The following is a 17522-nucleotide window of genomic DNA, read 5'->3' on the forward strand; positions in this document are numbered from 1 at the left end:
AGTTTTGTGGGAATGTCTCGTTGTCGGTTCCCGTCATCCGGAGTCCATACCGGTGTTTTTTACGCTAAATCAGTCATAACTCAATCCCTGCCGGCGTGCTTTCGTGACTTGCCGCAACGGAGCACGCCGGGATTCTTTAATCTGCAGGGATAAGATCTGATACGTTGAGCCTGTAGGATAGACGCGCAACCGCTTTCCGGCAGTTATCGTCATCCCCTATCCGGTCAGTTTGCCGGAGCATAATATGCATTGTAATTCGTCGTAACGCGGTCGATCCAGAAAACCTGACCGTAGGAATCAGTGATCTTCAGGCTTTTCTTGGAGTTCATGCTTTTGGGTTTCACCCGATACTGGTGGTCTGTTGTCACAGGTTCGGGTTGGTAGTCGGGTTCCCAAATGGTGTATATCCAGTCGTTGATGGAGTAGTCGTAACCATTCCACCGTTCCATCTTGGCCGAGAACTCACCATCCTCATACAACTCCACCGTCCACTCCGGCGTACTGTTCCACACGTTGCAGTAGACGTATTGCCGCAGTTCCGGATCGTTGTTCCAACCCGTGAACCGGGTCTGATCGTACAAACGAGCCTGCATCTGCTCGTCGTAGCCGCCCGCTTTATAGATGCCGTTCTTGATGGTCGCCCCCTCGACGAGATATTTTGCGTAGCCGAGCGGAGTCCCGTCAATGCAGATCGAACTGTACCAGTACATGCCGCAGGCGGCTCCGACCACATGCTCCTGAATGCCACCGTAGTCATTGTGGGAAAGGTGGAAATTCGTATGCGTATGTCCCGAGAAGATGCGCGTCTCGTATTGCGAGATCAGGGACATCAGCGCCGCACGCTTGGTGAACGAAGCCCGGTTCCGTATCGGCCCGTGCGCACACACGATCAGCAGTTTGTCCTTAGGAACATACGACAGGTCCTGACGCAGCCATTCGATCTCGTCATCGTTCAGGTCGACCTCGTAGCCGTCCGGGCCGTCCTGAATATCATCCAGAATCACGAAGTGCGCATGCCCGTAGTTAAACGAGTAGTTCACCGGTGTATAGTATTTTTCGAACGATCGCAGCGTGCTTATGTAATAGTTGTAATCGCTGGATTCATCGGCCTCACGCCAATCGCGGTCGTGGTTCCCGATCACATGGAAGCAGGGGATGTCCAGATTCGAGAAGACCGTCGCGACCTCTTCGAACATTTCCGGATTCCAGTCGCAGACGTCACCCAGCGTGATGGCAAAGGCCGGCAGGGTCTCCTCCGATACGTTGTCGTTCAGGTCGAGCAGGATCTCGTTGACAAAGCGTGTCATCTGCTGCCGGGTCTTGATCTGCGGGTCGCCGATGGGATAGAACAGGAATGATTCGGGGACGCCACCCTCCAGGCGCGTCAGCGTAAAATCCTCGCGGAGCACCTTGGTCTGACTGTTATCGATGGCCCGGAAGAAATCCGGGATCTGGTTCTCCTTGACCTCGATTTTGCAATCTGCCGGATAGCTGATGATGACATTACGCGCATTTTTGTTTCGCGTGAGCTGGTAAACGCCCTCTCCGTCGGTCTGGGTACAAGAGTACCCGTCCGACACCACGACTCCGACGGCCGGTGTACCGTCCTCATATTTGACCTTTCCGACAAGATTCTTGCCTTCCTCGACTTCGATATCCGCCAGCTGGTCATTTCCGCCACCGCTTCCGCTGCCACCCGGGACCTCGGTATCTTCCGAGGTTCCGGCAGAACAACCTGCAAACGATGTCAGCAAAAACATCAACAACACTAATGTTCGCATACTCTTTGGGGTGTTATTAAAGTTAACTCATTTCGAATTATTCGCATCACTTCGAATAGACGTTGCCCGATACGGTCACTTCGCTGATTTTGGCACCGTAGATGTAGTTTTCGTAGTTTTCGGCCGTAATAGCCTGTGCCGCAGCAACGCCCAGATCCTCTGCCGAAGCGTCGTAGTTGCCTATGCGGCCCTGTACGGTACAGTTCTGGATGGTTGTGGGGCCGTCGGGCGATGCCCATCCGCAGATTGCGCCCTTTTTGCCCAAACCGCCCGCGTCACCCAAAATGGTCCCGGTATTGGTGCAGCCGTCGACGATCGCCGGGGATTTGTCGAGATACCCGACGATTCCGCCGAAACCTCCGGCCTTGTCGGCTCCGATCTCGGGATTCCCGCCGCCGTAGATGATGTCGCCCTCGTTGACGCATCCGCGGATCGTTGCACCGCGGTAGGTCCGGGAGGCGATGCCGCCGATATGGCAGACATCTCCCGCATTGTAAAGCGCACGGACATATCCGCTATTCGTGCAGTTTTCGATCGTACTGCCGTTCTGGGCTTCGCCGATGATACCGCCGCCGTAGGCCTTGCGCGTGCTCAGGATGTCGATGTTCCCGGAGTTCGAGCAGTTGCGTACGGTCGATGTGCCCGACATGTTGGCCCCGACGATTCCGCCCGTATGCAATGCTGAATTCGTTGTCATGTTCGCGGTAAGGTTGCCCTGGTTCGTACAGTTCTCGACCACACCTTGGGCTGACCCCTCGATGGCGCCTACAATGCCGCCGAACCGCGAGGTGCTCTTCGACGCCGCTACATTGAGGTCGCCCTCGTTGTGGCAGTCGGAGACTTCAAACGAATCCCCGTTGAATCTGATGTATCCGATGACACCGGCAATCGAGATCGGTTTGCCGGCCTCGTTGGGCGCTTCGGCTGTCATGTCTGCATGGTTGCGGCAACCTGTCAGCAACAGTTTCGCACCGTCAAGATTCCGGCCGATAATTCCTCCGGCCTCATATTCCGAACCGGCATCATTGGATGCCACCAGGGAGAGCGAGCCGTAGTTGTCACAATCGGTCATCGACACGCCCTGCGTGTACCCGACGATGCCGCCGACGCGCGAATAGTGGGGATTGGTGAGGATGATGATCTGCCCGGCCTCGTCGTTGGTGCACGAAACGAATGTCGCTTCGATGCCATGGCCCGCGATACCGCCGGTATAGATCTCCATGCGGTTCGAAGCGGCCGAGGCCGTATTGTTGCTTTGGATCGTACCTTGATTGTGGCAGCCGGTTACGGTCGTACCCGTTTCGGCCGAGCCGACTATGCCACCGATGTTAAGACTCGGATATGTGTCCCGGACCCAGTTGCCTCCCGAAAGGGTGAGTGATCCGGTATAGGTGCAGGAGCTGATTTCGATGGTGCTGTCATCTTCGCTGTGGCTCAACCCGATCAGTCCGCCGATGTAGACGCAACCCAGGCCGGCCTTTACCGTGGCTCCGGAAGTGCAGTTCTGCAACTTTCCCCCCCCCTCGATGACGGCTGCGAAGGCGCCCGTCTTGATGATTTCGTCCACATTCTGGGCGACCGTGTTGCGCACGGACTCGAAAGAACAACCCTCCCCCAGCGTGAGGTTGCTGACCGTTCCCTTCAGCACGCCGATCAGCCCGACGTGCACGCCGTCGTTTTGGCAAACGAGGTTTGTGATTGTCTTGCCCGTACCGTCGAGCACGCCCGTAAATTCCGGCATCGGTATCCACTCGACTCCGCTCATGTCAATATCGCGGCGAATTACCACTTGTCCCGATTCGTTCTGCCATTCGCCGCCATCGGCAACTCCCGCGGCAAAAGCCACGAGATCTTCGGCATTGAAAATACCTTCCGAACGGGAAAGGGTGGAAACGGAGAGTTCCGGCGTGAAGTCCGAGAAGCCTACTTCCGACCAGGCCCGGACCTTGACAATATATTGGGTTTCAACGTCCAGTTTGTCAATGACGATCTCAGTCAAATCGGTTTCAATCTCAGTGAACTCGTCGTCATCCTCCATCTTATAGGAGACGAAGTATTTGGAAGCACCCGACGAAGCATCCCATGCCAGGCCGATCCGCGTCGACGAGACTTCGTCCGTTACGACCCTCATGTTGAGCGGCATATCCGGCACGACCGGAGCCAACGTTGAGAGCGTCACTTCAACACTCCAGTCCGAATTGTTCTCTACGGCTCCCGAAGAATTGGCTCTTACCCTAAACACGTATTCAGTCTGTGACTCAAGGCCGGAAATCAAGGTTTCCGTTTCGAAGCACTCCTTTTCGTAAAAATTACGCACATCGGCTTCGGCATAGGCCACGGTATAGCTGGCCACGGAAGCCGGATCACTCGTCGTCCAGGTCAGACGTACCGAAGTCTGGGAGACGGCATCCGCCGCCACATTCTGGGGAACGGGAAGTTTCGATCCACTCTCGTCCGCAGCATCTTTTTCACAAGATGAGAAAACCAAACCAGATAGCAAAGCGATGAAAAATAAGCGAGATTTTTTCATATGCAGAAGTCTTTTGTTACGCAAATTTACTTTAAAAAAATACACAAGTCATGGAGTAAAAACAGAAATGTAGTATCCATCGGACGCTTAATGGTTAGAAACTAAACGTTTAGAGGTACACAGCCGGCGAAAAAAGGTAGATTCTTAATGAGATTTTATTATATAGAACCCTCTTTTCATACCTCTTGAACTGCCGGAATATCCCAAAAAGGGCAAAATCGACAACGGATATTTCCGACCGGAATAAATCTTTATGACTCTACTATTTTATCCGCACATTAAGTTACAAACAATTGATATACAGCGCAAAACACACATCATTCATCTATATTTACGGATCAGACCGGTTCTTCCTGCCTGTTTTTAAAATATATTTGTGAAGATCATTAAACGGAGCATACGGGCACAGGATGCCTGTTGGTATATCGAAGTAACCGTAATTTCAGCCATTAAACTAATTTCAGAAGAAGCATGAAACGAGTTCTGAGTCTACTTATTATTATTTTTGTGGGTCAAGTCGCTTGGGGACAGCATTTCCATGTTGGATCGTACAACATCCGAAATGCAAACAAAGCCGATGAGCAGCGCGGAAACGGATGGAGGTTCCGGTGCCCGGGGATTTGTGACATGATCGCTTACGAGGACTTTGACCTGATAGGCATGCAGGAGGTGCTCAAAACCCAACTCGACGATTTGTTGCGGAGTCTTTCGGATGACTATGCCTATGTGGGGTGCGGACGCAACGATGGAAAAATGGAGGGTGAATATGCCCCCATCCTCTACAGAAAAGAACGGTTCAAACTGTTGGATTCCGGGATTTTCTGGCTCTCTTCGACACCCGATACTCCGAGTGTCGGGTGGGACGCGAAGTATCCGCGCATCTGCACCTGGATACAACTTCAGGACCGTACATCCGGGAAAAAACTCTTTTTTCTGAATACCCATTTCGATCATGTCGGCAAACAGGCCCGGATCGAAAGTGCCAGGATGATTGTGAACTGGATTAAGGAACGTCAGGCGCGGAATCGTCATGCCGTCTTCATCCTCTCCGGCGATTTCAATGTCGACCAGCGGAGTCCGAGTTACCAGGAACTCACCAAAGGCAGCGTGCTGAAGGACTCCTACACGGTGGCTGGTGTCCGCATGGCCCAAACCGGCACGTTCAACGGTTTCGACGTACACTGTTGGACCGACAAGCGAATAGACCATATTCTGGTTTCGGACAACATTGACGTGCTTCGCTACGGGCTATTGACGAATCTGTATTGGAAGACGGACAATGCGGGGAAATGCGATGTCAGACTTATGTCCGATCACTTTCCGGTGAGTGTGTATCTGCAAATCCCGTAGCGTATATGTATGGGCGGATAAAGGATTTTTATTCTAAAAGCCGGCCGGCGGAGATCCACCATGAAGCCGGGAGTGAGGAGTGCAGCCGACTCTACCGTCGGCTGCGCTTCCAGAGTTTTCTGGCCGGGACCGTAGGATACAGTCTCTATTATGTATGCCGGACAAGCCTTAACGTAGTAAAAAAACCGATTCTCGAAAGCGGGGCTCTTGACGCCGCACAGTTGGGACTGATCGGATCGGCATTGTTGTTCGCGTATGCCGTCGGAAAATTCGTCAATGGATTCCTATCCGACTACAGCAACATAAAACGCTTCATGGCGACCGGACTCATTGTCTCCACATGTGCCAATTTCACGGTCGGGATGCTCGGACTGGCCAATGGCCTGCAGTGGATCGGGAACGGGACGCTTTTCCTCGCATTCGCCATCATGTGGGGCATCAACGGCTGGAGCCAGTCCATGGGGGCGCCGCCGGCCATTATTGCATTGTCCCGTTGGTATCCTCTTTCAAAAAGGGGAACCTATTATGGATTTTTCAGTGCCAGCCACAATATCGGAGAATTTCTCTCCTTCCTGTTTGTCGGGCTCCTTGTTGGGTTGTTCGGTTGGCAATGGGGATTTGTCGGATCATCCGTGGCCGGTATCATAGGCGTCATCATCATCGTGCTATTCCTGCATGACTCGCCGGAAAGCAAGGGATTGCCGTCCATAACAGTCCTGACCCGGGAAGGGGAGACGCAAACGCCCCGGAATACGGCCCGGGAAACTTCGAATATCCAGAAACGGGTCATCGGCAACCCGTGGGTCTGGGTGCTGGCGTTGGCCAGTGCCTTCATGTATGTAAGCCGTTATGCGGTCAACGGATGGGGTGTATTGTTTCTCCAGGAGGAAAAAGGCTATTCATTGGCACTGGCCACACAAATCGTATCGATCAATGCGTTCCTTGGAATCATCGGCACCGTCTTTTCCGGATGGCTTTCCGATGTGTTGTTCCATGGCCGTCGCGCGATGCTGACCTTCTTTTTCGGTGTATTGTGCACAATCGGGCTCTGCCTGTTCCTGTATGGCGGACAAAGCCTCCCGGTCAGCATCATCGGCATGGTGCTGTTCGGAGTCGCTATCGGAGTCTTGATCAGCTTTCTCGGAGGGCTCATGGCCATTGATATCGTGCCCCGCGAGGCTACGGGTGCCGCGCTGGGGATTGTCGGTATGGCCAGCTACATAGGAGCCGGATTGCAGGATATTGTCAGCGGACATCTGATCGAACAGGACAAAAAAATCGCAGGCGGGATATTGGACTACGATTTTCAATCCGCATCGGTATTCTGGATCGCAGCCTCGGTCATCTCGTTTTTACTTACCCTGCTGATCTGGTACAAAACAGATAAAAAACAAAATAAAACGAACTAATCGCATGATGAAAAAAGTCCATATCATTATCGTCATGACAAGCCTTTTGTTTGCGGCTTGCGGACCCCGTTGCAATTCCGATGGAAAGATTTTCGAGTCGGACAATTCCAAGGTCAACGAAGCTTGGGAGCTGGCCTACAGAACCGTGCTTTACAACGTTCGGGACAGCATTCTGGCCGCCGGAGCCGACTATGGCGGCGAATGGACACGCGATGTGGCCATCAACACATGGAATGGAGCGGACTTTTTCATTCCGGAGGTGGTTGAGCGCTCGCTTTGGCATGTCACCAACAACCGTCAGACTATCGGCCATCAGTACTGGGATAAAATCATATGGGTGCAGGGAGCCCTGTACCATTTCCTGCTGACGCGTGATACGGTTTTTCTTCGGGAGGCGTACACCTGTGGGGCTAATACCATCCGGCAACTGGAAGAGGAGGCATACGACAAGGAATACGGTCTGTTTACCGGATCATCCGTATTCAACGACGGTGTTTCCGCCTTTGAAGAACCGATATACGATGTCGGGAAGCCCAATTCATCGAGTGTGTTGGCCCACAATACTCACGGCATAAAATGCCTGAGTACGAACTGTGCGTATTACATGGCATACCGCGCTCTGAACGAAATGCATAAAGTGCAAACCGGTTCAGAGAACCCGGAATTTGTGGAAAAGGCACGGACCCTGCGGAACAATATCCGCAGGAACTTTTACAATCCGCGGGGGCAACTTTTCTATGTTATCGACGAACAGGGGCACATCCATAAGCATCAGGAAGCCTTAGGTATCGCCTTTGCCATTCTTTCAGGTGCAATAACCCCGCAAGAGGGCCATTTTACGGTGATTCGCAACGAAACCACGAAATACGGCATTCCGTCCATATCTCCCACGTTCAAACGTTTTTCCAAAGAATATCCCGGCAGGCACAATCGCCTGATCTGGCCCTTCGTGAATGCCTTTTATGCCAATGCCGCTCTTGAGACCGGCGATTGGAAGATTTTCGAACATGAATTTTATTCCATGGCGGACCTAGCGTTGGATGAAGATAAGGGCGACTACAATTTCTATGAGATTTTCGATCCCGAAACCGGCAAACCGGAAGGAGGTCATCAATCCGGGAAAGCCCAGTGGCACTCCCGCAGACATCAGACCTGGTCTGCAACGGGATATATGTCCATGATCCATTACGGCATTTGCGGAATCCGGCCCCAACTGCAGGGCCTGTCGTTCGAGCCCTATCTGCCCCAGGGGATCAACCGGCTCTCCATCCATGGGCTTAAATATGGGAAGATGCTCCTTGACATTGACTTGAAAGGACAAGGCTACCAGATTGTAGATTTACGCATCAACGGAAAGAGATCCGACTCCCATTTCATCCCGGCCAATCTGACCGGAAGACAACATGTGGAAATCCGGCTGGAGCGGCCTAAATTCCCCTGATCCGAGGCTCAGTTATGCGTCCACATTGTTAGACAGACATTTATGGAACGGAGGGGACCTTGCGGTCCCCTCCGTTCCATAAATGAATCTGCAACCGGTCGGCTCATTGCGGATCGGGCACTATATTGCCGATCTTTCGAACCATCACTTCAAAATCGTCCCGGGAAACAGCCGCCCGGTTGCGGGCTTTGGTCCGGTAATTATATACGGTAGTGATCGAGCAGCGCAGGAAGGAAGCGATTTGTGCACTGTCCGTAATTCCCAGCCGCAACAAGGCGTAAATACGCAGTTCCCGATTCAGCAGGTCGCCGGATTTCAGCACGATCTGTCCATCCTTTTCGAGCAGCGAATTGAAATCCGTTACGAATGAGGGATACAGACCCAGGAATACCGTATCGAAATGGCGATAGAGTTCGTCGATCTCGTTCTTGGCAAATTCCGTCGACTTCAACAATCGGAACAACTCAGCCAACTGCCGGTTCATTGCAAGCCGGTTCAGGGTTTTCCTATAGTTCTCAAACTTATCAATATAACTCGAATGCAGATCAAAGAACTGGATAATGTACCGCTCCTTGACAACATTCGATTCGGTCAGCAGACTATTCGTCTCGATGATCTTCTTATTTTGTTCAAGCAGTTTGTCGTTTGTTTCGGAAAGGCGTTTTTTAATTCTGGAAAGTTTTTTCATCTGCCTGATAATCTGGGCAGTCAGCAGAATGAGACATGCCAGCAGCAAACTGATGAACAACAGATACATCTGAAGGCGGTGTTTGACGGCATTCTCCTTGTCACGGAATGTCGCATTGATGATCGAATAAAATTCGGCCATCTGAGTAGTGCGGAGTTGTGCTCCGCCGAACACGGCATCCTCGACAGCCGACTGTGCATATCGAAAGGCCCGTTCATCCGATCCTTCCTTAAAATAGATCAGCGCGAGATTCTGGAGTGCAGAGGTCTCCTTGATAGCACAGCGTATATCGGTTATAGCTGATATCGTATAGTATTTTTTTGCCAGATCCGGTTGCCCCATCCGCTGATACAGCTTCGCCATCTGGTGAGTAGAACTGGCATAATCGGGCGTTTCCTCGGGCGTTTCAGACAACAGTTCGCTCAACATACGCTCGGCCTGGGCATAAGCCGATCTATCGCCACCACTCATGAGTTTGGTCACATAGTTCGAGCGATAGGTTCTCGAATCCTTTGGCGCCACCTTCAGGAGCGAATCCCGCAATGCCGTTTCGATTTCCTGGAATTTATCCTGGGAACTGGCCATTCCATAGTGGTCATAAAACTGGATATAGGCTTCATAATACCGGCTTTTAAGGTCATCGGGCAACCGGGAAATATCAATGGACTTGAGGATGGCCATGGACTCGATGTACTTTCCCGAAAACGAATACAGGGGAGCCAATTGCAGCAAGGACTGGTTCAGTTTATAACAGGACCCCAATTCCCGGGCGATGTCTACATTCCGTTCGATATAAACGATGGCGGAATCAAGCATATATTTGCGGTATTCGTCGTAAAGTCGCTGATTGATCTCATATTCCTGTTCAGGTTGCAGAATGGAGACCTCAGCCATCCGCTTCAAATCGGCAATGTTCCGCTCTTTTTGTTGTGTAAACATCCGTTTGTTCTCGATGATATGGTCCAGATAGGCGGTCTGCTTGTCCAGTCTGCCCTTTTGGCATCCGGTCAACGCGAACATACATACCGATATCAGCATCGGTATAACCGTATTTTTCATTTTAAGTTTCATGTCAATGCAGCGAATACAAGGGTTGTTTCGAGTTTTAAAGATAGTGATTTTTTCCGGTGTTTATTCATGTGGCGGATTCATGAGGCAAGCCACGGCAAGGCTCTCGCCGTCGGATAAAACAAGGTACTGCTTTCGCATTCAGCATATTGCTTTGGGAATAGAAGACCCATTCGTTTCTAAAGGATTCGTTCAATCTGCAGCCGTTTTTGTTTTTTCCTTTGGAACATATCAACGGCTGGATTTTTCGGTCCGACCCATCTCGATAGAACCCCATCCGCTTTTTCGTCTGAAGCCTCGTCCGCCCCACAAAAACGGCCGGGTTTTGCCCGGCCCGTACTCTTTCCCCCCCCCGCACCTTCTCTCTCCTCCGCCTTTCCGACCAACAACAAAAAAACGGTCGGATCTCTCAATCCGACCGTTCAGGTAGCGGGAGGAGGACTCGAACCTCCGACCTTCGGGTTATGAGCCCGACGAGCTACCAACTGCTCCATCCCGCGATATATCTTCCATGCCCTCTTCCTCTTCCGACCGCTTCCCAAAGCAACCGCTTCCAAACCGACCGGCCTCATCAGGGGGGGCTCTTTATCGCTTTTGCGTGTGCAAAGATAAGTCAAATTTTTCTTTCCTCCAAATCAAAATTCGCCCGAGACCTGTTTTGTCGGCGCATACCCACCTTTTTATCAGCCGCTTACGCCGAAAAAAATTATTTCAGAGCCCCGGCTACGATCTCCGCCAGATCGCGCACTTCGCCTTTCGTTCCGCGTCCGATGGCCTTCTTGCAGAGCGGGCAGGCCGTCACGATCACATCGGCCCCCGTAGCCTCCAGCTCTCCGGCCACGGCCCGTGCAATCTGCACCTGCTGACCGTCCGAAATCGCCGTATTGGCCACCGAGGATCCGCAGCAAAGGGCATTCTCGCGCGTCGACGCCGGTTCGAGCAACTGGCCCACCGCTTCGATCACGGCCCGGGGTTCGTCGTAAATCCCGCTTCCGCGCCCCAGTTCACAGGGATCGTGGTACGTGAAGCGCGTCGTGCCGTGCTCGGGCTTCAGGCGCCCGACGCGGATCAGCCGCAGGATATACTCCGAATGGTGGAGCACCTCAATGCCCGGCAGGTCGTAATCCTCGCGGAAGACTTTCAGACAGATCGGGCACGAAGTCACGAGCGTCGTAATGCCGTGTTTGCGGAAGAGATCGGCGTTGTATTTCATCATCTTGCGCGCGGAATCGGTCTCCCCGGCGAGCTTGAGCGGACGCCCGCAGCAGACCCCGCCCTCGCGGTCGGCCCACCAGACCTCCTCGCCCGCCGCCTCGAAGATTGTCGACATGGCCGTCAGCGTCCGGGGCGTGAGCAGCGTCATGCAGCCCGCGAAGTAGCCCACCTTGCCCTCACCCGACGAGCGGTCCAGCCCCGCAAAATAGCCGTAACGGCGTTCGTCGGGGACGTTGTGCATCTGGTCTCGGGAGTTGAGGCGCAGCGTGTTGAGGTCGATGTTTACGGGGCATTTCTCGACGCAGCGCCCGCACATCAGACAGTTGTCGGCCACCTGAAGCCGCAGATGGCCGTAGCGGCGGTCGCGCAGGAAATAGACCGACTGCACGTCGTTGATTTCCAAGACGCTCTGCAACTGACAGGGGTCGATGCAGATGCCGCAGCGCGAACACGCCTCGATCTGGAAATGGTCGTACGACGACTCCTTCTCGCCGGAGCGGACCCCGTATCGCCGCAGGAAGATCAGCGGGATCTCCGTGAAGATGTGCATGTAGCGCGAGAAGGGCAGCGCCACGAAGAAAACCCCGAGACACGCGGAGTAGAACCACCAGGCGGCGGATTCGAGCGTCATGAGCGGCATGACACCGATGTGCGCGTCCATCCATCCGCCGAGGCCTCCGGTGAGGAATCCCCCGCCGCCGTAGAGGGCGCAGGTAGTACTTTCGGCCAGCAGCCGCGCCGGGAAGATGAACCACAGGGCCGAGAGGGCGATGCGGTCGCCGAGGACGTGCTTCGTCGTGCGGCGCATCCCCATGGCACGCGAGTAGAGCCGCTTGCCCCAGGCCAGCGCCACGCCCGAAAGGACGAAGAGCAGCAGCAGGTCCATCAGGAAGTCGAACACGGGTTTGTGTTCGAGGCTCGTGGCGAAGTATTTGAAGAAGATGTGGCCCTGGATCGGCACCCAGCAGAAGCCGAGATAGGCAATCGTCTCGATCCATCCGGTGATGATCAGCAGGAACCACCCGAAGGCGAGCGACATGTGCATGTAGCCCAGCAGGGGGTTGACACGGAAGATCCGGCGGTGCAGGAGCGATTCGCTCACGACCTCGCCGATCGCCGCAAAGGTACGCCGCGTGGGCAGTCCGCGCAGGATCCGCAATTTGTCCTCGCGCGGCAGGAACCAGAGCCATCTCCCCCACTTCCACGCCACGATCAGGAACATCAGCGCGGCGCCGAGGATGAACGGCAGACAGAAAGGAGCGTAGAAAGTCATCGTCAGAAATCCCCCAGTTTACGTTTGATCAGCATCACCACGCCCCGGGTGTTGATCCCGCGGGGGCAGACCAGGCGGCATTTGCCGCACAACATGCACTTGTTCATCTCCTCGTAGGCGCCCTGGTACTCGCCGCGGCGGACGAGCGTGTGGACCTTACGGAAGTTGAACGACGTAAGGTTGCCCGCGGTGCAGATCGCCGTGCAGGCCCCGCAACCGATGCAGGTCTGCAGTTCGGGCATTTCGCGCAGGATCTCGTCGCTCTTGCGGAGGTTGTTGCGGTCGAGATCGATGGCCCGGGGCTTCGAGATCGTGTATCCGAAATTGATCGCCGCCATCGCTATGCCTCCGCGTATCGGACCGCGGCATCGGCCGCTGCGGTCGCTTCGTTCAACGTCTCGCCGATGCTCTTGGGAGCGGTCACGGCCCCGGCGTAGAAGATGCCGTCGACATTGCTGCAGACATTCCCCAGGAAGAGATCGCGCGGAGCCATAAAGCCGCTCGACGCACGGTCCAGCCCGGCGCCTTCGGCCAGCCGGGCATTGTCGTCGTTGGCCCGCATCCCGATGAGCAGCACCAGCATGTCGACACTCATGCGCAGCGGACGCCCCGTCAGGGTATCCTCGGCCTTGATCTGCACGCGCCCCTCGATCGTGGGGCTCGCCTCCGAGATCCGGCCGCGCACGAAGTGGATGTTGTATTTCTGCTGCGCCTCGCGGTACATCTCCTCGTAACCGGGACCGAACATGCGGATATCCATGTAAAAATTGAAGACGTCAGCCTCGGGGAAGAGCTTCTTCATCTCCATGGCCTGCTTCACGCCCGTGATGCAGCACACCTTCGAGCAGTGCTGCTGGCAGACCTTCTCGTCGCGCGAGCCGACGCAGTGCAGGAAGGCGATGCGGCGCGGCGCCGTACCATCGGCCTTGGCCACACGCCCCTCGTTGAGCATCCGCTCGATGTCGACCGACGTGAAGACGTTGTCGTAGATGCCGTATCCGTACTCCTCCTTGATCGAGGCGTCGAAGAGCGTGAATCCCGAGGCGACAACCACGGCCTCGCCTTCGAGCGTACGCCCGTCGGCGAGCCGCACGCGCCGGGGCTCCAGCCCCACGACCTCGGCGGAGGTCAGCACCTCGATGCCGCACTCATTGATGCGCTGCCGCAGGGCGGTCAGGACCTCCTCGGCGGGCGTGAACGACGGGAAGAGGAGATGCCAGCCCCGGAGTTTGCCGCCCAGTTCGGGCTCCTTCTCGACAATCACGGGCTCGGCGCCCTGTTCCGCAAGGCGCAGCGCGGTCTGCATACCCGCCACACCGCCGCCTATGACGATGATTCGTTTCTCCATTACTCTCTGATGTCGTATATCGTGTCCGTCGGGCAGCAGTTGACCACCGCCGACGCTGGTTTACCGATGTATTTGCCGTTGCGGCCCAGGTACTTGGCCGCGGGGTCGTATTCGATGCCCATCTTGTCCAGCAGGGGCTCGACATCGACCTGGTGCATCTGGATGCCCAGCGCCCAGGGGTCGTAGCCCAGCACCAGCCCGGCCATCTCCTCATAGGTCAGGACCGGGATTCCGTACCCGTTCTGGCCGTAAGTCGTTCCCTCCATCTCGGCGATGGCGTACTGCCACTTGTCGAGGAACATCGCGCAGCCCGGGCAGTTGGCCACGATGAAGTCGGGGTTGTAGGGGGCCATGCTTTCGAGTTTCTTGTGCGAATTGGCGATCGAGTAGCCGCGGTTGGCCTGCACGAGGTAGTTGCGGAACCCGAAGCCGCAGCAGTGGCGACGCTCGGGGTAGTCGACCACCTCGCCGCCCCACGACTCGATCATGCCGGCCAGCACGTAGGGAAATTCCGAACCGCCAATACCGGATTTCGGAAAAATCTTGGCGTAGTGGCAGCCGATGTGTTCGACGACCTTCAGCGGTTCGCCCGTCACGGCGTTGACCAAGCGATGCTTGGCCCGGGCGGCAATCTCCTCGCGGAAGTGGAACATCACGTCCGACGTATGGGCGACGTTGGCCGGTTTGCGGAACTCGCGGCCCGTGGCCTTGAAGAGATTCTCGCGGGTCTTCTCCTCCGTCTCGGGGAATTCGTTCCAGGTGGAGAGCACCTCGCAGTAGATCCCGAACGAGGTGATGCACGAGGTGACGAAATTTTCGTACCCGGCCTCGTTCATCAACGAGAACTGCCGGGCCACGACCGTCATAATCGTCTCCAGGGGCACGATATCCGAGTGGTAACCGATTCCGGTGCAGGACGAGTGCTTCGGATCGTCGAGCAGATCCTTGCCGAGGTCGTTTTGCAGAATGTCGATAAAGGCCTTTTCGCTGCCCGGGAAGAAGTTCTGCCGGATGCAGCTGCGGGCATAGTAATAACGGTCGTCGGCAATCTCCTTCTGATACTCCTGCCAACTTCTGCGCTTCATCATCTCTCTAATAGTGCTCGTTACTGTTGTTGCAGAAGACGTCCATCATGTATTGCTGATCGGCGCCCTCTTCGTAGCCCATTTCGCGGGCCTTGCGGTCGGAGTGTTTCTCGATGGTCTCGAACATCTCGCTGCCGCCGCTGACATCGAAAATGCGGCGGATCTCATCGAGCGACTCCTCGTCGATGCGGCGCAGGGCTCCGGCCCCGTGGCGCATGTAGACGGGCGAGAACTGCCCGTAGACCTCCTTGTCGTGGTCGTAGATCCACTGCCAGACGGTTCCCTGTTCGGGGTGGAGTTCGGGTTTGATAAGCCGCGGAACGAGGCAGTAGCCCGTGCGGAGGATATTCTCGCCGATAATGCGTTTCAGGGCGAGCTGCTGGCGGCCCTTCTCGCTCTCGACGAAGAAGCCGAGTTTCTGCGACAGCGTGCGCAGCGCCTGAATGACATACCCCGGGGTGTTGCCGCGCGGGCAGCGCGGGCGGCACGACATGCACTCGCCGCAATACCAGATCGTATCGCTCTTCAACAGCGCCTCGATGGCATCGTCATCGCGGGTCTGGACGATCGAGACGATCTGCCGCGGGTCGTAGTTGTAGAACTCGGCCGCGGGGCAGACGCCCGTACAGACGCCGCAGTTCATGCAGGCTTGCAGCCCTTCGCGCATCCGCACGTCCTCCATCAGCATGTCGAAATACTTTCCCATACCTTCTATGAAACAAAAAAACCTTTGCAATGCAAAGGTAGACAATCCGCGCGGGTCGCACGGTGGTATAAATACCTAATTTAACGCCGCTCCCAACACTCAAAGACGAAGGGCCAGGGGTACTCCCTGCCGCAGGGAAACGCTTCGGAAGAGACGAGACGCCACTGCGCCTCATCCCACTCCGGGAAACGCGTATCACCCTCATAATCATGAAAAACGCGGGTCAGATAGAAGCGGTCGGCACGGGGCAGCGCCTCGGCGTAGATCTGCGCCCCGCCGATGATGAAGACCTCCTCGTCTCCGGGAAACAGCGCCAGCGCCTCGTCGAGCGAATGGACCACCCGACAGCCGGGAATCTCCAGCTCCTGCCGTGAGACGACCACATTGGTGCGGTTCGGGAGGGGCCTCCCGAGCGACTCGTAGGTCTTGCGCCCCATGACGACGGGATGCCCCGAGGTGAGGGCCTTGAAGTGTTTCAGATCCTCGGAGATGTGCCACAGGAGCGCATTTCTGTCGCCGATAACGCCGTTTTGGGCAACGGCCACGATCAGTGAAAGCATAAAACGCGTACAATAAATATATAAGTCCGTTCGTATTTTATCGGCACCGGATCGCTTCCGGCCGCCATTTCCGTTGTCCCGGATACCCGGTCAAGCCGGGAATGACAAAAGGAGACCGGAAAAACAAAGGGGACAACACCCCCTTAGTTTCCCATTTTCCATTAGTCAAAACGACATCGGGGCCTTGATCGCTGGCCAGGGGTCGTAGCCTTCGAGCGAAAAATCCTCGTAGCGGAAGTCGAATACCGACTTTACGCCGGGATTCAGCCGCATCGTCGGCAGCGGCCTCGGTTCACGTGTCAACTGTTCGGCAGCCTGCTCCAGGTGGTTCAGATAGAGGTGCGTATCGCCCAGCGTATGGATAAACTCCCCGGGCCGCAGCCCGCACGTCTGGGCCATCATCATCGTCAGCAGCGCATAGGAGGCGATGTTGAACGGCACGCCGAGAAACGTGTCGGCACTCCGCTGATACAGCTGGCACGACAACCGCCCCCCGGCCACGTAGAACTGGAACAGCACATGGCACGGCGGCAGGGCCATCTGCTCGATCTCCGGGACGTTCCACGCCGAGACCAGGATCCTCCGCGACTCGGGATTCGTGCGGATCAGCTCCTCGGCCCGGGCGATCTGGTCCACCACCCCGCCGTCGGGCCGCGGCCACGAACGCCACTGGTAGCCGTAGACATGGTTCAGATCCCCGAAGCGGTATCCGTCGACGGGCGACTCCTCGCCTGCCGCCGCCAGGAAGGCCTCGCGGTCGAGCGGCAGCACCCCGTTCCTTATGCAAAGCTCATTGTAGTAGCGGAAGGCGTCGTTGTCCCAGATATGTACACCATTCTCAACCAGATATTTGATATTGGTGTCGCCCCGGAGGAACCACAGCAGTTCGTGGATCACCCCCTTCAGGAAGACCCGCTTGGTGGTCAGCAGCGGGAAGCCCGCCTCCAGATCGAAGCGCATCTGGTGTCCGAAGACCCCTTTGGTTCCGGTTCCGGTGCGGTCGCCGCGCACGACGCCTTCGGTCATGATCCGATGCAGCAGATCGAGGTATTGTTTCATGATTGCAAA

At 55.6% G+C, this 17522-nt stretch carries 13 protein-coding genes and 1 tRNA gene; 3 read left to right on the top strand and 11 right to left on the bottom strand.

Annotated elements, in window-relative coordinates:
* Positions 1-224 precede the first annotated feature (224 nt).
* Positions 225-1781 carry a calcineurin-like phosphoesterase family protein gene (locus ABGT65_RS02015; RefSeq protein WP_346699534.1) on the bottom strand — a complete coding sequence of 519 codons (1557 nt, stop codon included), beginning with the start codon at positions 1779-1781 and terminating at the stop codon, positions 225-227.
* Positions 1782-1827: 46 nt separating this feature from the next.
* Positions 1828-4311 carry a fibronectin type III domain-containing protein gene (locus tag ABGT65_RS02020; protein WP_346699535.1) on the bottom strand — a complete coding sequence of 828 codons (2484 nt, stop codon included), beginning with the start codon at positions 4309-4311 and terminating at the stop codon, positions 1828-1830.
* A gap of 471 nt (positions 4312-4782) precedes the next feature.
* Here ABGT65_RS02020 and ABGT65_RS02025 point away from each other — a divergent pair, with 471 nt between their 5' ends.
* From ABGT65_RS02025 to ABGT65_RS02035, 3 genes are read left to right on the top strand one after another with little or no spacing between them, the layout of a single operon-like run.
* Positions 4783-5661, top strand: a complete 879-nt coding sequence (locus ABGT65_RS02025) for an endonuclease/exonuclease/phosphatase family protein (protein ID WP_346699536.1) — start codon at positions 4783-4785, stop codon at positions 5659-5661.
* Positions 5662-5666: 5 nt separating this feature from the next.
* Entirely contained in the window at positions 5667-7070 is a 1404-nt protein-coding gene (locus tag ABGT65_RS02030) for an MFS transporter (protein WP_346703041.1), read from the top strand.
* 4 nt (positions 7071-7074) lie between these two features.
* Positions 7075-8511 carry an MGH1-like glycoside hydrolase domain-containing protein gene (locus ABGT65_RS02035; RefSeq protein WP_346699537.1) on the top strand — a complete coding sequence of 479 codons (1437 nt, stop codon included), beginning with the start codon at positions 7075-7077 and terminating at the stop codon, positions 8509-8511.
* Between the two features lie 103 nt (positions 8512-8614).
* On the opposite strand, the gene ABGT65_RS02040 is transcribed toward ABGT65_RS02035, so the two are convergent.
* From ABGT65_RS02040 to thyA, 9 genes are all read right to left on the bottom strand, one after another.
* The gene (locus ABGT65_RS02040) at positions 8615-10270 is read right to left on the bottom strand and encodes a DUF6377 domain-containing protein (RefSeq protein WP_346699538.1); all 1656 of its coding nucleotides are present in this window, start codon (positions 10268-10270) and stop codon (positions 8615-8617) included.
* Between the two features lie 424 nt (positions 10271-10694).
* Positions 10695-10767: transfer RNA gene (locus ABGT65_RS02045), tRNA-Met, on the bottom strand.
* 206 nt (positions 10768-10973) lie between these two features.
* Positions 10974-12755, bottom strand: coding sequence for a (Fe-S)-binding protein (locus ABGT65_RS02050; RefSeq protein ID WP_346699539.1), 1782 nt, complete (start codon positions 12753-12755; stop codon positions 10974-10976).
* 2 nt (positions 12756-12757) lie between these two features.
* A complete protein-coding gene (locus tag ABGT65_RS02055; protein ID WP_346699540.1) occupies positions 12758-13093 on the bottom strand; it encodes a 4Fe-4S dicluster domain-containing protein in 336 nt (111 codons plus the stop codon).
* A 2-nt stretch (positions 13094-13095) separates the two neighbouring features.
* On the bottom strand, positions 13096-14103 hold the full coding sequence (locus tag ABGT65_RS02060) for an FAD-dependent oxidoreductase (RefSeq protein WP_346699541.1): 1008 nt from the start codon (positions 14101-14103) through the stop codon (positions 13096-13098).
* Positions 14103-15191 carry a heterodisulfide reductase-related iron-sulfur binding cluster gene (locus tag ABGT65_RS02065; RefSeq protein WP_346699542.1) on the bottom strand — a complete coding sequence of 363 codons (1089 nt, stop codon included), beginning with the start codon at positions 15189-15191 and terminating at the stop codon, positions 14103-14105. The genes ABGT65_RS02060 and ABGT65_RS02065 overlap by 1 nt, the downstream gene beginning before the upstream one ends.
* A gap of 4 nt (positions 15192-15195) precedes the next feature.
* Positions 15196-15894 carry a 4Fe-4S dicluster domain-containing protein gene (locus ABGT65_RS02070; RefSeq protein WP_346699543.1) on the bottom strand — a complete coding sequence of 233 codons (699 nt, stop codon included), beginning with the start codon at positions 15892-15894 and terminating at the stop codon, positions 15196-15198.
* 80 nt (positions 15895-15974) lie between these two features.
* Complete coding sequence (locus tag ABGT65_RS02075; RefSeq protein WP_346699544.1) at positions 15975-16454, bottom strand: dihydrofolate reductase; 480 nt, start codon at positions 16452-16454, stop codon at positions 15975-15977.
* A 165-nt stretch (positions 16455-16619) separates the two neighbouring features.
* Positions 16620-17513: a thymidylate synthase gene (gene thyA, locus ABGT65_RS02080; RefSeq protein WP_346699545.1), complete on the bottom strand. Its 894-nt coding sequence runs from the start codon at positions 17511-17513 to the stop codon at positions 16620-16622.
* Positions 17514-17522: the final 9 nt, after the last annotated feature.

This window comes from uncultured Alistipes sp. (genome assembly GCF_963931675.1).
Lineage (GTDB): Bacteria > Bacteroidota > Bacteroidia > Bacteroidales > Rikenellaceae > Alistipes.